Source organism: Actinopolymorpha sp. NPDC004070 (assembly GCF_040610475.1).
Lineage (GTDB): Bacteria > Actinomycetota > Actinomycetes > Propionibacteriales > Actinopolymorphaceae > Actinopolymorpha.
Map to the genome: position 1 here is coordinate 393,976 of NZ_JBEXMJ010000001.1, position 18,369 is coordinate 412,344.

The 18,369-nt window shown below is 71.6% G+C and carries 14 protein-coding genes; 10 read left to right on the forward strand and 4 right to left on the reverse strand.

All coding sequences use genetic code 11. From position 1 onward, the window contains the following. Positions 1–52: 52 nt before the first annotated feature. A complete protein-coding gene (gene tsaD, locus ABZV93_RS01845) occupies positions 53–1,099 on the forward strand; it encodes a tRNA (adenosine(37)-N6)-threonylcarbamoyltransferase complex transferase subunit TsaD (protein ID WP_354928694.1) in 1,047 nt (348 codons plus the stop codon). A 429-nt stretch (positions 1,100–1,528) separates the two neighbouring features. After that, a complete protein-coding gene (locus ABZV93_RS01850; protein WP_354928697.1) occupies positions 1,529–2,524 on the forward strand; it encodes a formylglycine-generating enzyme family protein in 996 nt (331 codons plus the stop codon). 63 nt (positions 2,525–2,587) lie between these two features. Here the strand turns inward: ABZV93_RS01850 and ABZV93_RS01855 are convergent, their stop codons facing one another. Further along, entirely contained in the window at positions 2,588–2,998 is a 411-nt protein-coding gene (locus ABZV93_RS01855) for a rhodanese-like domain-containing protein (protein ID WP_354928700.1), read from the reverse strand. A 69-nt stretch (positions 2,999–3,067) separates the two neighbouring features. On the opposite strand from ABZV93_RS01855, the gene ABZV93_RS01860 reads away from it, so the two are divergent. Both ABZV93_RS01860 and ABZV93_RS01865 read left to right on the forward strand, forming a co-directional pair. Next, entirely contained in the window at positions 3,068–3,292 is a 225-nt protein-coding gene (locus ABZV93_RS01860) for a hypothetical protein (RefSeq protein WP_354928703.1), read from the forward strand. A gap of 123 nt (positions 3,293–3,415) precedes the next feature. Then, the gene (locus tag ABZV93_RS01865) at positions 3,416–5,107 is read left to right on the forward strand and encodes a glycoside hydrolase family 3 N-terminal domain-containing protein (RefSeq protein ID WP_354928705.1); all 1,692 of its coding nucleotides are present in this window, start codon (positions 3,416–3,418) and stop codon (positions 5,105–5,107) included. A 96-nt stretch (positions 5,108–5,203) separates the two neighbouring features. Here ABZV93_RS01865 and ABZV93_RS01870 read toward each other — a convergent pair whose 3' ends face one another. Together ABZV93_RS01870 and ABZV93_RS01875 are read right to left on the reverse strand one after the other, a co-directional pair. Beyond that, on the reverse strand, positions 5,204–5,584 hold the full coding sequence (locus ABZV93_RS01870; protein ID WP_354928708.1) for a Rid family detoxifying hydrolase: 381 nt from the start codon (positions 5,582–5,584) through the stop codon (positions 5,204–5,206). A 169-nt stretch (positions 5,585–5,753) separates the two neighbouring features. Then, the gene (locus ABZV93_RS01875) at positions 5,754–7,076 is read right to left on the reverse strand and encodes an SAM-dependent methyltransferase (protein ID WP_354928711.1); all 1,323 of its coding nucleotides are present in this window, start codon (positions 7,074–7,076) and stop codon (positions 5,754–5,756) included. 274 nt (positions 7,077–7,350) lie between these two features. On the opposite strand from ABZV93_RS01875, the gene groES reads away from it, so the two are divergent. The 5 genes from groES to ABZV93_RS01900 all read left to right on the forward strand — a co-directional run bounded on the left by groES (position 7,351) and on the right by ABZV93_RS01900 (position 13,712). Next, on the forward strand, positions 7,351–7,647 hold the full coding sequence (gene groES, locus ABZV93_RS01880) for a co-chaperone GroES (protein WP_354928714.1): 297 nt from the start codon (positions 7,351–7,353) through the stop codon (positions 7,645–7,647). Between the two features lie 259 nt (positions 7,648–7,906). Next, on the forward strand, positions 7,907–9,529 hold the full coding sequence (gene groL, locus ABZV93_RS01885) for a chaperonin GroEL (RefSeq protein ID WP_354928717.1): 1,623 nt from the start codon (positions 7,907–7,909) through the stop codon (positions 9,527–9,529). Positions 9,530–9,717: 188 nt separating this feature from the next. Further along, a complete protein-coding gene (locus ABZV93_RS01890; RefSeq protein WP_354928720.1) occupies positions 9,718–10,917 on the forward strand; it encodes an MFS transporter in 1,200 nt (399 codons plus the stop codon). Between the two features lie 111 nt (positions 10,918–11,028). Next, positions 11,029–12,552 carry an IMP dehydrogenase gene (guaB, locus tag ABZV93_RS01895; protein ID WP_354928723.1) on the forward strand — a complete coding sequence of 508 codons (1,524 nt, stop codon included), beginning with the start codon at positions 11,029–11,031 and terminating at the stop codon, positions 12,550–12,552. A 53-nt stretch (positions 12,553–12,605) separates the two neighbouring features. Beyond that, positions 12,606–13,712, forward strand: a complete 1,107-nt coding sequence (locus tag ABZV93_RS01900) for a GuaB3 family IMP dehydrogenase-related protein (RefSeq protein WP_354928726.1) — start codon at positions 12,606–12,608, stop codon at positions 13,710–13,712. 184 nt (positions 13,713–13,896) lie between these two features. Here ABZV93_RS01900 and ABZV93_RS01905 read toward each other — a convergent pair whose 3' ends face one another. Beyond that, positions 13,897–17,655 carry an efflux RND transporter permease subunit gene (locus tag ABZV93_RS01905; protein WP_354928729.1) on the reverse strand — a complete coding sequence of 1,253 codons (3,759 nt, stop codon included), beginning with the start codon at positions 17,653–17,655 and terminating at the stop codon, positions 13,897–13,899. Between the two features lie 175 nt (positions 17,656–17,830). Here ABZV93_RS01905 and ABZV93_RS01910 point away from each other — a divergent pair, with 175 nt between their 5' ends. Continuing rightward, positions 17,831–18,346, forward strand: a complete 516-nt coding sequence (locus tag ABZV93_RS01910) for a MarR family transcriptional regulator (RefSeq protein WP_354928732.1) — start codon at positions 17,831–17,833, stop codon at positions 18,344–18,346. Positions 18,347–18,369: the final 23 nt, after the last annotated feature.

The window sequence follows — 18,369 nt, forward strand, 5'->3', positions numbered from 1 at the left end:
TGCTGTGTGTGAACGAGTGTGGTGTGAACGTGGACGACGCCGAGGTGGTCGCGTGAGCGACGAACCGCTGGTGCTGGGCATCGAAACGTCGTGCGATGAGACGGGTGTCGGGATTGTCCGGGGCGGCACCCTGCTCGCCGACGCGGTGGCCTCCAGCCTGGAGGAGCACGCGAGGTTCGGCGGCGTGGTGCCCGAGGTCGCCAGCCGGGCGCACCTGGAGGCGATGATCCCGTCGCTGGACCGGGCCTGCGAGACGGCCGGTGTCCGGCTCGCCGACGTGGACGCGATCTCGGTGACCAGCGGGCCCGGTCTCGCCGGTGCCCTTCTTGTCGGCGTCGCGGCGGCGAAGGCGCTGGCGCTCGGTCTGGGCAAGCCGCTGTACGGCGTCAACCACCTGGCCGCGCACGTCGCGGTGGACACCCTCGAACACGGCCCGCTGCCCGAGCCGTGTGTCTCTTTGCTGGTGTCCGGCGGCCACTCCTCCCTGCTGCTGGTCGAGGACGTCACCGACACCGTCGACCCGCTCGGCTCCACGGTCGACGACGCGGCCGGCGAGGCGTTCGACAAGGTGGCCAGGCTGCTGGGGCTGCCGTTCCCCGGTGGGCCGTACGTCGACCGGGAGGCCAAGGCCGGCGACTCGGCGTACGTCCGTTTCCCGCGCGGGCTGACCAGTCAACGTGACCTTGCGCGGCACCGGTTCGACTTCTCCTTCTCCGGCCTGAAGACGGCGGTGGCGCGCTGGGTGGAGACCCGCGAGCGTGCCGGTGAGCCGGTGCCGGTGGCCGACGTGGCCGCGTCCTTCCAGGAGGCGGTGTGCGACGTGCTCACCCGCAAGGCGGTGGACGCCTGCCGCAGCAGGGGTGTGGACGACCTGCTGATCGGTGGCGGCGTCGCTGCCAACTCCAGATTGCGGGCGATGGCGGAGGAGCGCTGCGCCGCGGCCGGGATCCGGCTGCGGGTGCCGCGGCCCAAGCTGTGCACGGACAACGGCGCCATGGTCGCGGCGCTGGGTGCCCAGATGCTGGCCCGCGGACGCACCGCGTCCCGGCTGGACCTGGTGGCCGACTCCTCGCTTCCGGTCACGACCGTCGCCGGCTGACGTCGGCTGAGTCGGCGTTCCCTGAGTCGGCGTTTCCCTTTCGTACGGTTGATTCCGGCTCGGGGTGATCGTCTCGTTCGTCCCGGTTGCCGGTGACCGTGTGCCCGACCCGGTGTCAAGGCGTTCTTGCGCCCGTTGCGGCGTGGATCCCGGTCGTACGATTGGCGGGCCGGAGCAGCGGATAGGAGGCGGGTAGGGAACGCGCCACAGCCGACCGGAGCCGCCATGACCACTCCTTCCGCGACGGGATCCGGCGTCGTTCCCGGAGACCAGCCCGGCGGACGGGCGCCAGGCCGGGTCAGGGGGCACACCACCCTTCAGCCCAACGCTCACGACAGGCCTCAGCCCACGTCTCAACTCGCCGGCCGGCACCGAAGCGGGTCCTCGACCCGGCCGAGGAGCCGGACCAGTGCCCGTCCCGGCAGGCGGATGGTGTGGGTGCCCGGCGGCACTTTCGCGATGGGCAGCGACGACTTCTACCCCGAGGAGCGCCCGGTCCGCACGGTCGAGGTGGCCGGCTTCTGGATGGACGAGCACCCGGTCACGGTGTCGGAGTTCCGCAGGTTCGTACGGGCCACCGGCTACGTCACGGTCGCCGAACGCGAACTCGACGAGCGCCGCCCTCCCGGTGCGGACGGTCCGGACGATGTGGAAGGTATGGACCCCAGACTGGCGAGGCCGGGCTCGCTGGTCTTCCACCCCACGCCGGGTCCGGTTGACCTGTCCGACTGGGGTAGCTGGTGGTCCTACGTTCCGGGCGCGTCCTGGCGTCGGCCCGAAGGCCCCGGCAGCGCCCCGCACGGACGCGAACGCCACCCGGTGACGCACGTCGCCTACGAGGACGCCGAGGCGTACGCCGCCTGGTCGGGCAAGCAGCTTCCGACCGAGAGCGAGTGGGAGTACGCCGCGCGCGGTGGGCTGGACGGTGCGGTCTACGCCTGGGGGAACGACTTCAGCCCGCGCGGGCGCCTGATGGCCAACATCTGGCAGGGCGACTTCCCGTGGCGCCACGCGGGGCTCGGCCCGTACCGGCGGACGTCACCGGCCGGGCTGTTCCCGGTCAACGGGTACGGCCTGCTGGACATGACCGGCAACGTGTGGGAGTGGACCAGGGACCTCTACCGCGCGCCGGAGCCGGACCGTGCGGCCAAGGCGGTCTGCGTACCCCTCCTCGCACGCCCCGACGGGTCCGTGCCGCTCCCTCGACAGCGCACGGCCGCCGCCGACGCCGAGCCGGGCAGCGGCGCCGAGACTGCCACCGAGGAAACGGCAAGCGGAGACCGCGTGCTCAGGGTGGTCAAGGGCGGGTCGTATCTCTGCTCCCCGACGTTCTGCCTGCGGTACCGCCCGGCGGCCCGGCAGCCGAGCGACTCCGCCACCGCGGCCTGCCACGTCGGGTTCCGCTGCGTCGTCCACCCAGGATAGGTGGCCCGGTCCCGAGCGGGCTCAGCCGAACCCGAGCACGAACAGGCCGAGCACACACGTCGTTCAGTCGCCGTCCCCGCGGGACCCACGACCGCGGCGCCACCAACGGGACACCGGCGAGCGGCGGGGACGGGTGCGTTCGCCGGGTTCGGTGCCGGTTCGGGTGGGCAGGCCGGCCGCAGCCCAGGCCTTGGTGCCGCCACGCAGGGACACCGCCGGCCGGCCGAGACGAGCCAGCCGCTCCGCACCCTGGCGTGAGCGGTTGCCCAGCGAACAGACCGTCAGCACCTGGCCGGGTGGCAGGGTGGCGAGGAGGAACGGCAGCCGGTCCAGCGGGACGTTCACCGCGCCCTCGACGTGGCCGGCGGCGTACTCCGTCGGACTTCGTACGTCGACCACCGGGTCGCCGGCCGCCCACAGCGCCCGCGCCACCGTCAGGTCGACCTCCTCCGCCGCCGGTGGGATCGCCGTCATCCCGTCATCATCCCCGCGGTTGCCCAGCCGGAGACGGCCAGAGGGACGACCGGGAGCGGTCAGGGAACGGTGGCGGGAACGCTGGCGCCGGCCGGTCTGCCGGCTGACTGGGCGGTGACGCCGGTGTCCGGCGCCACCGACTTCGGCGGGCTCTCCACCGGAGGCGTCGTCCGGGCCACCTGGCGGGTGCGGCCCGGTTCGGCGAGTTCGGGACCGGTCGCCTTCTGGGCGAGCGCCACCCTCACCGGCGGTGGTGTCAGCCCGTCGATCCCGCTCCGCGTCACCGCGCGGTGAGACCCCGGGCGAACGGCGGGGCGGGGCGGGTGTCCACAATCGTCGGTGGCCACGAACTCACCTGATTCTTCAATGCCGGCGGTAGGGCCGGCGGGCCCTACGGAGGTTTGGCACCATGACCGGATGCTCCTACGCCGATGGCGACCGAGGACGGCCCGCGCCGTCGTGCTCGCACTCCTGCTGATCATGGCCACTGCCTGTGGTGGAGCCGGCGACGGCGGTGACCGTGGCGCGGCCGGAGGCGCGGACCACGGTGCCCGGAAGGATCAGAAGACCAACCCGGCGAGCGGCCCGAGCCGGGACACGCCCACGCGGGTGGCGAGGCCGGACACGTCAGCGCTGGCGTGGGGGCCGACGAAGGCGGAGTGGCATCGCGCCCAGCAGATCGTCGCGGGCATGAGCGCGAGCCAGAAGGCCGGCCAGGTGATCGTGGCCGGTTTCCAGGGCACCGAAGCGCCGATCGAGTCACTGCGCAAGTACCACGTCGGTGGCGTGATCGTGATGGGATACAACATCTCCTCACTCGCCCAGGTGCGTTCTGTCAACGCCGCCTTGCACGCGGAGGCCCGCAAGGAAGGGCGCACCTGGCCGCTGCTGGTCGGTGTGGACCAGGAGGGCGGACCGGTCGCAAGGATCAAGGAGCCGTTGACGGAGTTCCCGTCGTACATGACGCTCGGTGCCGCCCGCGACCCGAAGCTCGCCCGCCGCGTGGCCCGGGCCAGCGGGGAGGAGCTCCGCGAGCTCGGCTTCACCATGGTCTTCGCGCCCGACGCCGACGTGACGACGGGTCCGGACGACCCGACCATCGCCAGCCGCTCCGCCGGGGACGACCCCGAGGAAGTCTCCGCCATCGTCAAGGGCTCCTTGCGGGGGTACGCCGACGCCGGGATCCTGTCGGTTCCCAAGCACTTTCCCGGCCACGGCAGCGTCCCCGCGGACAGCCACGTCAGCCTGCCGGTCCAGCACGCCTCCCTGGACACGCTGAAGCGCCGCGACCTGGTGCCGTTCGCCGCGGCGGTCGACGACGGCGCGTCGGCGGTCATGGTCGCCCACATCGACGTGCGCGCGGTCGACCCTGGCACACCTGCGTCGGTGTCGAAGCCGATGATCGACGGCATCCTGCGCAAGCAGCTCGGCTTCCAGGGCGCGGTGTTCACCGACGCGCTGGAGATGGCCGGGGTGGCGAACAAGTACGGCAGCGCCGAGGCCGGCGTGCGTGCCCTGCTCGCCGGTGCCGACGTCCTCCTGCTTCCGGCCAGTGCGGCGAAGACGCACGACGCGGTTCTGGCGGCGCTGCGTTCGGGCCGACTGCCGCAAGCGCGCCTTGACGAGGCCGCCGCGCGTTCGGTCGCGTTGATGCTGCACGCGGGGTCGACGGCACAGAAGACGCCGTCGCAGGTCGAACTCGGTGGTGCGAAGGACGTCTCCTACGCTGCCTCGCTGCAGGGACTCACCGTGGTGTCGGGCAGGTGTGAAGGCCGCCTGGTCGGTGAGCGGATCAGTGTCGTGGGTGGCCGGTCCACCGACCGTGCCCGGCTCACCGAGGCCGCCCGCAAGGCAGGCTTGACGGTGGGCGAGGGCGGTGACGTCGTACACCTGCTGGGCCGGGGTGAGGCCGGCTCGGGCGCGGTGGTCGTCGCCCTGGACACGCCGTACGGCCTGGCGCGCAGCTCCGCCACGAACGCGCGGATCGGGTTGTATGGACGTACGCCGGAAGCGTTCCACGCACTCGTCGACGTGCTGACCGGGAAGGCCCGCGGCCACGGCCGGCTTCCCGTGCACGTGGGTGACCTGCCCGCGCAGCACTGCCGGTAGCGGATCCGCCGTCGGTACGCACACCACCCACGCGAGAACCGGCCCGCCTCTCGGAAACGAGATCGCGGGCCGGTTCGGCGTGCGAGGCAGGGTGGGTCAGGACCGCAGTGCGGCCACGACGTCGATCTCCACCAGGATGTTGTTCAGCTGGGACCCCACCGTGGTGCGCACGGGGTAGGGCTCCTCGAGGAACGACTCGTACACCCGGTTGAAGTCCGCGAAGTCGGCCAGGTCGGCGAGATGCACGGTCGCCTTCACCACGTCGGCGAAGGTGAGCCCTCGCTCGGCGAGCACCGCGGCGACGTTGCGCATCACCTGGGCGGTCTGCTCGGCGACACCGCCCTCCACGAGCTTGCCGGTCTTCGGGTCGGCCGGGCCGAAGCCCGCGGTGTAGAGAAAACCGTTGGCCACGACTCCCTGGGAGTAGGCACCGGCCGGGTTGGGTGCCTGGTCGGTCCGGATCGCTTCCTTGGCCATGGAGGTCCTTCCGCTCGGTCGACGCGTCCGCCGCTGCGTCCGCCTTCGTCATGCTTGGTTCGCGGGTCTCCGACGGACCGCTGGGCGGTTCGTACGATTCCTTCCGCGAAGCGACACTAACGCGTGCGCCCGGCCCACTCGCCGCGGCGTTGGCCCGGCGGTACGCCCCTCACGAGGCCGGCGGCGCCACCGGCGGGCTCACCAGCGGCGTCACCAGAAGGGCGACGCTGCCGCCGGCCGTCCTGGTCACCAGCAGCGTCGCCGCGGTCGAGCCGCGCGGGGCGAGGCGCTTGCGGAGCACGTCGGGGTCGACGTCCACGCCGCGCTTCTTCACGGTCAGCGCACCGACGTCGCGAGTGCGCAGGGCGCGTTTGAGCACCTTCACGTCGTAGGGCAGAACCTCCTCGACGCGGTACGCGGTGGCGAACGGCGTCGGCACCCACCGGTCGGAGGTGAGGTAGGCGATCTTCGGGTGCAGCAGCGAGCCGTCGACCAGCGGCGCCACCGCGGTCACCAGCCCGGCGCGGATCACCGCGCCGTCGGGTTCGTAGACAAAGCCGAGCGGCTCGCTGACCGGTGCCTCGCCCGGGTCGTCCGCGTCGGTGAGGCAGGCCGCCGCCGGCAGCACGGTGGCGCGCCGGCGTACGGGTGCGCCGGACGTCTCGGCGCGCGACCGGAGGGCACCGGACCACAGCGCCGCCTCCTTCACCTCCCGGCCCTCGCTGATCCACTCCGCCTCCACGTCGGCCGGAACCAGGGCGTGCGGGATGATCGGCGCCGTCTTGACGCAGGCGGTGCCGGTGAGCAGGTCGGTCACGAAGGACCAGGGCGGGGAATAGTCGGCCGGATCGAAGACCCTGCCCCGGCCCGAACGCCTGGCCGGATCGGCCACCACCCCGGCGTAGGGCGAACGGTCCACGCCGGTGACGTCGACCACCTCCACCTGGGCACGTGCCGGACCGGACGTGCCGGCCGGGTCGGCCAGGTTGACCACGTCGGCCAGGTTGGCCACTTCGGCCAGGTTGGCTCGGGCGATCTCAGCGGTCAGCGGGTCCCGGTCGAACCCGGTCACGGCCAGGCCGGCCCGGGCCAGCGCCAGCAGGTCCCCGCCGATGCCGCAGCACAGGTCGGCCACCCGCGCGGCTTCCGCCGGGCTCGTGGAGCCGCCCGCCAAGCCGCCCGCGGAGCTGCCTTCGCCCCCGAGGACGGCCGCGATCCGCTCGGCGCGGTACGCCGCCACCCCGGAGGTGGTCGCCTGCTCCAGTCCGTCGCGGGTGAAGAACATCCGGTCCGCGTCGGCACCGAACTTGGCCCGGGCCCGGCGGCGCAGGGCCGCCTGGGTGAGTGCGGCGGCCACCAGGTCGGCGGGGTGGTCGCGGCGCAGCCGGGTGGCGAGGCTGATCGCGGCGCGCTCGTCGTAGGCCGTCTGGGCCTCGGCGAGCAGGGCCCGGCCGGCGGGTCCGCGCAGCGCCCGGAACACCTCGAGGTCCATCGGCTGCTCCGCTCCTTCGTCGGTCCAGTCCCGCCGGCTGCCGTCACGAGGTCGCGGTTCTTCGGATTCCGTTCCGACCCGCCTGGCACTCAGGTTGACCGAGTGCTAACAACCGCATAGATTCGGCCTTGGCACTCTCGACCTTAGGGTGCCAGCAACAGCCCGCGACGAGGCGGCCGGCACCGCGACGACGGCTCGCCAGCGTTGCTCCACAGGTGAAAACAACTCACGAACTCGTGTTCACCGTGACATCCCGTGAAGGGGGAGGTCAGTAGTGTCGGTCTCCATCAAGCCGCTCGAGGACCGCATCGTCATCAAGACCCTCGACGCCGAAGAGACAACCGCGTCGGGTCTGGTGATTCCCGATACCGCGAAGGAGAAGCCCCAGGAGGGCGAAGTCGTCGCGGTCGGTCCAGGTCGCATCGACGACAACGGCAACCGGGTCCCGCTCGACGTCGCTGTCGGCGACAAGGTGATCTTCAGCAAGTACGGCGGCACCGAGGTGAAGTACAGCGGCGAGGAGTTCCTCATCCTCTCCGCGCGCGACGTCCTCGCCGTCGTCGAGAAGTAGGCCAACGCCCCGGCAGGAGGGCGGGCCCCGCGCCCGGATCCCCCGGCGGGCGCGACCCGCGACCACCTGGTCGCGACCGAGTGGTCGCGTCGCCACCGCCCTCCTGCCGCCGGCTCGTGCCGCCTGACCTCAGGTCCACGGACCTGGTCACGGGCGGCCCCAGACGTACACGTTCGACGGACGACTGACGACCGGCACCAGCCGGGCCCGGCCACCGCCGGCACACCCGGTAGGGCGTCGTGGAAGGACATTTACACCCATGCCGAAGATCCTGGAGTTCGACGAGAACGCACGGCGCGCCCTCGAGCGTGGCGTCGACGCCCTCGCGAACACCGTGAAGGTGACGCTGGGCCCCAAGGGCCGCAACGTCGTCATCGACAAGAAGTGGGGCGCTCCCACCATCACCAACGATGGTGTGACGGTCGCCCGTGAGGTGGAGCTCGAGGACCCGTTCGAGAACCTCGGCGCCCAGCTCGTCAAGGAAGTCGCCACCAAGACCAACGACATCGCCGGTGACGGCACCACCACCGCGACGGTGCTCGCCCAGGCGATGGTGCACGTCGGGCTGCGGGCGGTCGCCGCCGGCGCCAACCCGATGGTGCTGAAGAAGGGCATCGACCGCGCGGTCGAGACGATCAACACGTTCCTCCTGGACGAGGCCAAGTCGGTCGACACCCGGGAGGAGATGGCCCACGTGGCCACCATCTCCGCGCAGGACGCGCAGATCGGCCAGCTGATCGCCGAGTCCTTCGACAAGGTGGGCAAGGACGGTGTGATCACCGTCGAGGAGTCCAACACCCTGGGCACCGAGCTCGAGCTCACCGAGGGCATGCAGTTCGACAAGGGCTTCATCTCGCCGAACTTCGTGACCGACGCCGAGCGCCAGGAAGCCGTCCTGGACGACGCGTACATCCTGATCCACCAGGGCAAGATCTCCTCGATGGCCGACCTGCTCCCGCTGCTGGAGAAGGTCGTCCAGGCGGGCAAGCCGCTGGTGATCATCGCCGAGGACGTCGAGGGCGAGGCCCTGGCCACCCTCGTGGTCAACAAGATCCGCGGCATCTTCAACTCGGTGGCCGTCAAGGCTCCGGGGTTCGGTGACCGCCGCAAGGCCATGCTCGAGGATCTCGCCGCTCTCACCGGTGGCCAGGTCGTCGCGCCCGAGATCGGGCTCAAGCTCGACCAGGTCGGCCTCGAGGTGCTCGGCACCGCCCGCCGGGTCACGGTGACCAAGGACGACACGACGGTCATCGACGGCGGCGGCTCCGCCGAGGACGTGGCCGCCCGCGTCTCCCAGATCAGGGCCGAGATCGAGAACACCGACTCCGACTGGGACCGCGAGAAGCTGCAGGAGCGGCTCGCGAAGCTGGCCGGCGGCGTGTGCGTGATCAAGGTCGGCGCGGCCACCGAGGTCGAGCTCAAGGAGAAGAAGCACCGCATCGAGGACGCCGTGTCGGCGACCCGGGCAGCGATCGAGGAGGGCATCGTCACCGGCGGTGGCGCCGCCCTCGTGCACGCCGCGACGGCGCTCGACAACCTGTCCGAGCTGACCGGTGACGAGAAGATCGGTGTGGAACTCGTACGCCAGTCCGTCCGTGAGCCGCTGCGCTGGATCGCCGAGAACGCCGGCGCCCAGGGCTACGTCGTCGTGGAGAAGGTCCGCGAGAACGGCCCCGGCAAGGGCTACAACGCCGCTACCGGCCAGTACGGTGACCTGATCGGCCAGGGCGTCATCGACCCGGTGAAGGTGACCCGGTCGGCGCTCGCCAACGCGGCGTCCATCGCGGCGATGCTGCTCACCACCGAGACGCTCGTCGTCGACAAGCCGGAGGAGGCCGAGGAGGCCGCCGGACAGGGCCACGGCCACGGCCACGGTCACTGATCCGGCAGCCGGTTGAGACCGGCTGACTCCAGCTGACACCGGCGTACGCCGGGCAGCATGTGACGGCCGAGGGGCCGGGACACCTCCGCGGAGGAGTCCCGGCCCCTCGGCCGCTGTCGCTCCGGCGGGCGTTCACGGCGCCGACCCGCGCGAATCGCCCGAACCCGGAATCGGCGACAATAGGTCTGATGTCCACCCAGGTCACCCTCAGGTCCCTCGGTGTGCGGGTGTACCTGCCGTCCCTGCTCTACGGCGTGGGGCAGGGCGCCATCGCGCCGATCGTGGCGCTGTCCGCCCGCGACCTCGGAGCCTCCGTCGGCTCCGCCAGCCTGGTCGTGGCCGCCGCCGGCGTCGGCCAGCTCGTCGGGGACCTGCCGGCGGGAGCGCTGGCCGGGCGGATCGGCGAACGCCGGGCGATGCTGGCCGCGTCCGCTCTGGTGGTCGGCGCGCTCGGCGCCTGCATGCTGGCCTCCACCGAGTGGCTGCTCGCGCTGGGCATCTTCTGCACCGGTCTCGCCGGAGCGGTGTGGGGCCTCGCCCGGCAGGCGTACCTCGCGGAGGTGGTGCCGTTCCACCTGAGGGCCCGGGCCATGTCCACCCTCGGCGGGGTGCAGCGGATCGGCATGTTCGCCGGGCCGTTCCTCGGCGCGCTCGCGGTCCGGGTGTGGGGGACCGACGGGGCGTACGGACTGCACGCCGCCACCGCGGTGCTCGCCGGGCTTCTCCTGCTGGCCCTGCCCGAGCCCGCCCACGAGGGCAGAGCCGCGCAGCCCGGCGGCCCGGTCCGCACCATCGACGTGGCCCGCAGCCACGCGAGCGTTCTGCGCACCCTCGGCATGGGCGCCCTGCTGGTGGGTGCGGTCCGGGCGTCGCGTCAGGTGGTGATCCCGCTGTGGGCGGACTCCATCGGCCTGGACGCCGCGTCCACCAGCCTGATCTTCGGGATCGCCGGCTCGGTGGACATGCTGTTGTTCTATCCGGCCGGGCGGGTGATGGACCGCAGGGGCAGGGCGTTCGTGGCGGTGCCCTCGATGGTGATTCTCGGACTCGCCCACCTGCTGCTGCCGATGACCCACCACGCGGTGACGCTGGCCGGGGTCGCCGTGTTGATGGGGTTCGGGAACGGCATCGGCAGCGGCATCATCATGACCCTCGGCGCCGACGTGTCCCCGCCGGTCGGGCGGACGGCGTTCCTCGGCGCCTGGCGGCTGTGCGCGGACGCCGGCAACAGCGCGGGCCCACTGGTGATCGGCGCGGTGAGCGCCTCGGTGGCGCTCGGCCCGGCCGTGCTCCTGATGGGCGGGGTGGGCCTGGTCGGCGCGGTCCTGATGGGCCGGTGGATCCCACGGCACCCGCCCGCGGCTCCACCGGTGCCGCAGAGCCCGTGACGCCGCAACTCCGGGCGTACGGGAAATGCCGCATATGACACACCGGCCCCGCGCAGTGGGCCCACTCGGAACCCTCGCTAGCATGAAGGGACGCTCGCGACCGGAGGAAGCATGAATCTTGATCCCCGGGCAGAAGACGGCGACGTCACCGGCCCCTTCTCCACCCTCGGCCTGACCTACGACGACGTCCTGCTGCTGCCAGGCGAGTCCGACGTCATTCCCAACGAAATCGACACCACCAGTCGGATCTCCCGCCGGATCAGTGTGCGGATCCCGTTGCTGTCCAGTCCGATGGACACCGTGACCGAGGCCCGGATGGCGATCGCCATGGCGCGCCAGGGCGGCATCGGCGTACTCCACCGCAACTTCTCCGTCGAGGACCAGGCCCAGCAGGTCGACCTGGTCAAGCGTTCCGAGGCCGGCATGGTCGCCCAGCCGATCACCATCGGCCCGGACGCCACCATCGGCGAGGCGGACGCCATCTGCGGGCAGTACCGCATCTCCGGTGTGCCCGTCGTCGGGCGCGACCAGGAGCTGCTCGGCATCGTCACCAACCGCGACATGCGGTTCGAGAGCGACCACTCCCGCCTGGTCCGCGACATCATGACGCCGATGCCGCTGGTCACCGGCGTGGTCGGCATCTCCGCTGACGAGGCGATGGGCCTGCTGCACAAGCACAAGATCGAGAAGCTGCCGCTGGTCGACAAGGCCGGGCGGCTGCAGGGCCTGATCACCCTGAAGGACTTCGTCAAGCGCGACCAGTTCCCGCACGCCACCAAGGACGACACCGGCCGGCTGCGGGTGGCCGCGGCGGTCGGCTTCTTCGGCGACGGCTGGAAGCGGGCGATGACCCTGGTCGAGGCCGGCGTCGACCTGCTGATCGTGGACACCGCGCACGGCCACACCTCCGGCGTGCTCGACATGATCCGTCAGCTCAAGGCCGATCCGGCCGCGGCGCACGTGGACGTGATCGGCGGCAACGTCGCCACCCGGGCGGGCGCGCAGGCGATCGTCGACGCCGGCGCGGACGGTGTGCGGGTGGGCGTCGGGCCGGGCTCGATCTGTACGACCCGGGTGGTGGCCGGGGTCGGTGCGCCGCAGGTCACCGCGATCTACGAGGCAGCCCGTGCCGCCAAGCAGGCCGGCGTACCCGTGATCGGCGACGGCGGGCTGCAGTACTCCGGCGACATCGCCAAGGCGCTGGTCGCCGGTGCGGAGTCGGTGATGCTCGGCTCGCTGCTCGCCGGCTGCGAGGAGAGCCCGGGCGACCTGGTGTTCATCAACGGCAAGCAGTACAAGACCTACCGCGGCATGGGCTCGTTGGCCGCGATGAGCTCCCGGGGCAAGAACCGCTCCTACTCCAAGGACCGCTACTTCCAGGGCGACGTCCCCTCCGACGACCAGCTCGTCCCCGAGGGCATCGAGGGGCAGGTGCCCTACCGCGGGCAGCTCCGGGCCGTCGCGCACCAGCTGATCGGCGGGCTGCGGCAGTCGATGTTCTACGTCGGTGCACGGACGGTGCCCGAGCTGCAGGAGCGGGGGAAGTTCGTGCGGATCACTCCCGCCGGGCTGAAGGAGAGCCACCCGCACGACATCCGGATGACGGTCGAGGCGCCCAACTACTGGGGCCGCTGAGCGATCCGGGGGGCCTGACCGCCGTGCTCACGGCGTAGGGGAGAATCGGGCCCGTGACCGAGATCGAGATCGGCCGTGGCAAGCGCGGTCGCCGGGCGTACTCCTTCGACGACATCGCGATCGTGCCCAGCCGGCGCACCCGCGACTTTGAGGAGGTGTCGACCGCCTGGCAGATCGACGCCTACCGCTTCGAGATGCCGGTGATCGCCGCGCCGATGGACTCGGTGGCCTCACCGAGCACGGTGATCGAGCTCGGCCGCCGCGGCGGGCTCGGCGTCCTCAACCTCGAGGGCCTGTGGACCCGCTACGAGGACCCCGAGCCGCTGCTCGCCGAGATCGCCGAGCTGGACCCCGACGCCGCCACGGCGCGGATGCAGCAGATCTACGACGAGCCGATCAAGCCGGACCTGATCACCGCCCGGCTGGCCGAGATCCGCGCCGCCGGTGTCACCGTGGCCGGTGCTCTGTCGCCGCCGCGGACCAAGCAGCTGTGGAAGACCGTGGTCGACGCCGGCGTGGACATTTTCGTGATCCGCGGTACGACCGTCTCCGCCGAACACGTCTCCTCCCAGATCGAGCCGCTCAACCTCAAGCAGTTCATCTACGAGCTGGACGTGCCCGTCGTGGTCGGCGGGTGCGCGACGTACCAGGCGGCGCTGCACCTGATGCGGACCGGCGCGGCCGGCGTCCTGGTCGGCTTCGGCGGCGGTGCCGCACACACCACCCGCAGCGTCCTCGGCGTCGCCGTACCCATGGCGTCGGCGGTGGCCGACGTCGCGGCTGCACGTCGCGACTACCTGGACGAGTCCGGCGGCCGCTACGTCCACGTGATCGCCGACGGTTCGGTCGGCCGGTCCGGTGACCTCGCCAAGGCGGTCGCCTGCGGGGCGGACGCGGTGATGCTCGGCTCGCCGCTGGCCCGAGCGAAGGAGGCGCCCGGGCACGGGTTCCACTGGGGTCTGGAGGCCCACCACGGCGAACTGCCGCGCGGAGCCCGCGTCGAGGTGGGCACGATCGGCACGTTGGAGGAGATCCTCTTCGGGCCGTCCCGGCGTTCCGACGGCACCATGAACCTCGTCGGCGCGCTGCGCCGGGCGATGGCGACCACGGGTTACACCGACCTCAAGGAGTTCCAGCGCATCGAGGTCGTCGTCCAGTAACTCGCAACCTCACAAGCGCGCCATCCGCCCCCGACCTGAGCAAGGTCGGGGGCGGTTCTGTCGTTGGGGCGAAGTGTGGAGACTTACGGGGGCTCCGACCCCCGTAAGTCTCCACACTTCCCGACCGGCGCCCCCAAATTGTTCCGCGGAAGAATCCGGCCCAGCTCGGTAAGGCAGCGCCGGGTCAGCCGTCGGTCGAGGGACGGTTGTCCGGTTCGGAGGGAACCGTACGTACGACGACCTCCACCTGGACCCGGACAGGCTCTCCGGGGCCGGCGCCGTCCGCGGACGGGGAACGGTTGGCGTTCACCGTCGTGACCGCGCTGCCTGCCACCGCCCCGGCCACACCGGCCGCGCTGCCGGCCATCGCAGCCCCGGAGGTGTCGGCCGGAGCAGGCGAGCCGTTCCCGGCCCCGCCGCGAGCGGGAACGCCGTTGGCGCGCACGGCCGCGTCCTCGCCGTCGTGCCCACCTCGGTCGGTCAGGTGGCTGTGCGCGGCGTGGTGGTGTGCCGCGGCGTGCGTGCTCCGGACGTGCCCACCCGCATGCCCGCCGGCAAGTGCGTACTCGCTCTCGTCGGCGTACTCGTCCTCGCGTGCCTGTCCCGCGTGCGCCCCGTTGCGCCGCGGCGCGCCGTCCAGCCGCGTCACGTCGCTCTCGCGGGTGTCGGTTCCACGGCGCCGGCGGCGGCGTTCCTTGAACTCCTCCACCAGCGTGTAGAGCGTCGGCACCAGCACCAGGGTCAGCAGGGTGGAGCTGACCAGGCCGCCGATCACCACGATCGCCAGCGGCTGGGAGATGAACACCCCGCCACCGGTGAGGCCGAGCGACATCGGCACCAGCGCACAGATGGTCGCCAGCGCGGTCATCAGGATCGGCCGCAACCGCCGACGGCCACCCTCGATCACCGCCTCGCGCACGCTCATGCCCCGGTCGCGGTACTGGTTGATCAGGTCGATCAGCACGATCGCGTTGGTGACCACGATGCCGACCAGCATCAGCATGCCGATCAGGGCGGGTACGCCGAGCGCGGTGTCGGTCGCGAGCAGCAGCCCCAGCGCGCCGGTGGCCGCGAACGGCACGGACACCAGCAGGATCAGCGGCTGCACGATGCTGCGGAACGTCGCCACCATGACCAGGAAGACGATCGCGATGGCGGCGAGCATCGCTATCCCGAGCTGGCCGAACGCGTCGCTCTGCTCAGAGCTCACCCCGCCCAGCTTGTAGGTCGCGCCACCTGTCAACTTCAGCTTGCTCAGGGCGGTTTTGAGGTCGGTGGAGACCTTGCCGACGTTGGAGGTGTTCGGGGTGGCGGAGATGGTGGCTGTACGCCGGCCGTCGGTCCGGGTGAGCTGTGCGGCCTTGGCGACCTCGGACACCTTGGCCACCGAGTCCAGCCGCACGGTGGTCCCGAGCGGCGTGGGCAACGGCAGGCGGCGCATGGCCGCGAGGTCCTTGGGCGTGGTGCCGGCGTAGACCATCACGTCGCTCTGCTCGGAGTCCAGGGTGACGGTGCCCGCCTGCTGTCCCTCGAACGTCTGGCGTACGGCCTGCCCGACCTGGGCCTCCGACAGCCCGGCCGCGGCGGCCTTCGCCCGGTCCACCTCGACCTGGACGGTCGGGCGTTCCGAGCTGAGGTTGTTGGTCACGTCGGAGGCGCCGTCCACACCGCGGACCGCCTTCTCCACCTGCGCCGCGGCGGTACGCAGTGCCGCGGTGGTGGGTGCGGTGACCTCGACCTCGAGATTGCTGGACCCGGGCGGCCCGGACTGTGCGCCCTCGACCGTGAGCGTCCCGACGCCGCGGAGACGATCGAGGTCCTTGCGCAGCCGGTCGCGGAAGACCGTCTGGTCGATGTCGTCCTTCGTGGTGAGGGAGAACGTCGCCTGGTTGGTGCGCCCACCGGTGGAGAAGCTGCCGAACTCCGCCGTACCCACGGTCGTCTGGTACGACTCCACCTCGTCCAGGCCGGCGATGACCTTCTCCACCTTCCTGGCCGCGGTGTCGGTGGCGGCCAGGGAGGAGGAGACCGGCATGGCCTGGTTGACGGTGACGGTGTTCTGCCCGCTGTCGTCGAGGAAGTTGGTCTTCAGCAGCGGCGCGGCGCCGATCGTCCCGGCGAACACGAGGACGCCGACCAGCAGGGTGATCACCTTGTGCCGGGTGGTCCAGCTGATCACCGGAACGTACGCGCGCTGCAGCGGGTTGCGGCGTTCCCTGGCCACCGCCTCGGCGCGTACCCGCTCCTCGTCGCCGGCGTCGATGGTGGGGCGGCGCAGGAACCAGTACGCGAGGACCGGGATGATCGTCAGCGACACCAGCAACGACGCGGCCAGCGCGATGCTCACCGTGGCGGCGAACGGCCGGAACAGCTCGCCGACCTGGCCGCCCACGAACGCGATCGGGGCGAAGACGCCGACCGTGGTGACCGTGGACGCGGTGACCGCGCCGGCCACCTCGCGCACGGCGTCCAGGATCGCCCGGAGCTTGTCCTCGCCATAGCCGAGGTGCCGTTTGATGTTCTCGAGTACGACGATCGAGTCGTCGACCACGCGGCCGATGGCGACGGTGAGCGCGCCGAGCGTGAGGATGTTGAGGGAGTAGCCGCCGGCGTAGAGCCCGAGCATCGCGACCAGCAGCGAGAACGGGATGGACACGGCGGTGACCAGCGTCGACCGCAGGGACAGCAGGAAGACCAGGATCACCAGGACGGCGAACAGCAGACCGATCGCGCCCTCGGTGGTGAGCCCGTGGATCGAGTCCTCGATGAACGGCGCCTGGTCGAACACCACTGTCAGCTTGGCGTTGCCGCCGATGGAGGTACGCAGTTCGTCCAGGCGGTCCTGGACCGCGTGGGACACCGCGACGGTGTTGCCGTCGGAGGTCTTGGTGACCGCGATGCCGAGGGTCGGCCGGCCGTTGGTGCGGGTGATCGAACTCGTCGGCGCCAGCTTCTCCTTGACGGTGGCCACGTCGGAGAGCTTCACCGGCGTCGGGGCGGCCGGAGCCGCCTGACTGGCCGCACCGGCCGCACCGGCCGCACCCGCGGATCCAGCGGACTGCGAGGCAGACCCGGCGGACCCGGTGCCGGACCCGGACGCGGAGCCGCTGCCCGGCTGCCCACCGGAGGGCTGTCCGGTGCCACCCGCACCGGCCGGCCCGCCGGCGCCGCCCCCGCCCCCGGCGGCACCGCCCACGCCGCCGCCCGGCAGCACCGGGAGGTTGCGGATGTCCGCGACCGAGGTGAACGGCGATCCCACGGACACCGACAGGGACCGGTCGCCGGAGTCGAACTGCCCGCCCGGCACGTCGACGCCGTTGGCCTGCAGCGCGCCGATCACGCCCTGCAGGCTGACCCTGCGGTCGGCCAGCTTCTTCTCGTCCACGGTGACCGAGACCTGCCGGTCGCGCACACCGGTCACCATCACCTGGCGTACGTCGGCGATCTTGTCCAGCTCGGGAACCACCCGGTCGTCCAGCGCGCGGGCGAGGTCCTGCTGGCTCTGGTCGGAGCTGACCGCGAGCAGGACGACGGGCAGGTCGTTGAAGCTGCCGGCCTGCACGGTCGGCTGGACGTCGCTGGGCAGCTGTGCGGACAGCCGGTTGATCGACTGCTGGATGTTCTGCACGGCGCGGCCGATGTCGGTGCCGTAGGTGAAGTCGGCCTGAACGAGGGAGAAGCCGTCGCTGGAGGTGGAGGTGGTCTTGTCCAGGCCGTCGACGCCGGCGACCGCGGACTCGATCGGCTTGGTGACCTCGCGTTCGACGATCTCCGGCGAGGCGCCCGGGTAGACGGTGCTTATGTAGGCGCCGGGGATCTCCAGGCTCGGGATGAGCTCCTGCTTCAGCGCGCCGGTGGCGACCAGGCCGAAGCCGAGGATGGCGACCGAAACCAGGGCGACGAGGCTCCGGTAGGCGAGACTCAGTCTGGCCAGTCTGAACATGGCTTCCCCTCGGACGAGCTAGCTGCTGCCCCGGCGGCACGACGTGCTGGTTGGGCGGCCGGGTCTGGCCGTTGCCGAGAATACTTCGCCTCGGACGGAATATCGTCGTCAGACGAGCTATATCAGGGTCTTACCGGAGAAGATCCTCCGTAGGGACGAGAAGGGGGTACGCGGCGTGGAGTACAGAGCCGGGCTGATTGCCCGGATCGAGGCGGCTGAGGACGATTTCCGTCAGTCCTTGCTGCGGCTGTGCGGTCCGGATCTGCTCTCAGTGGACCTCACGATGACCCAGCTGCGGGCACTTTTCGTTCTCGGCGCGTCCGGGGCGCTGTCGGCGCACGACCTGGCCGACGCGCTCGGCGTGGGCCCCACGACGCTCACCGGGATCGTCGACCGGCTGCAGGCTCGCGGCCTGGTCCACCGCATCCCGGACGGCCACGACCGCCGCGTCCGGCGGGTGGATCTCACCGACGCCGGACGGACTCTGCTCGGGGACGTGGACGAGGTGCGCCGGGCGTACCAGCGCAGGATGTTCGCCCGGCTGGACGACGACGTTCTGTCCGGGATGGCCACCGCCGTGGAGGCGCTGGCCCGGGTCTGCGCCGAGGAGGTCGCGGCCGAGCGCGGGGCTCCCGTGCGCGGCGCGGCCGGCGGTGACCCTGATCACCCACTCGCCCGGTCCGCGCGATGATCCGCGTCATGACCCGCGCGACG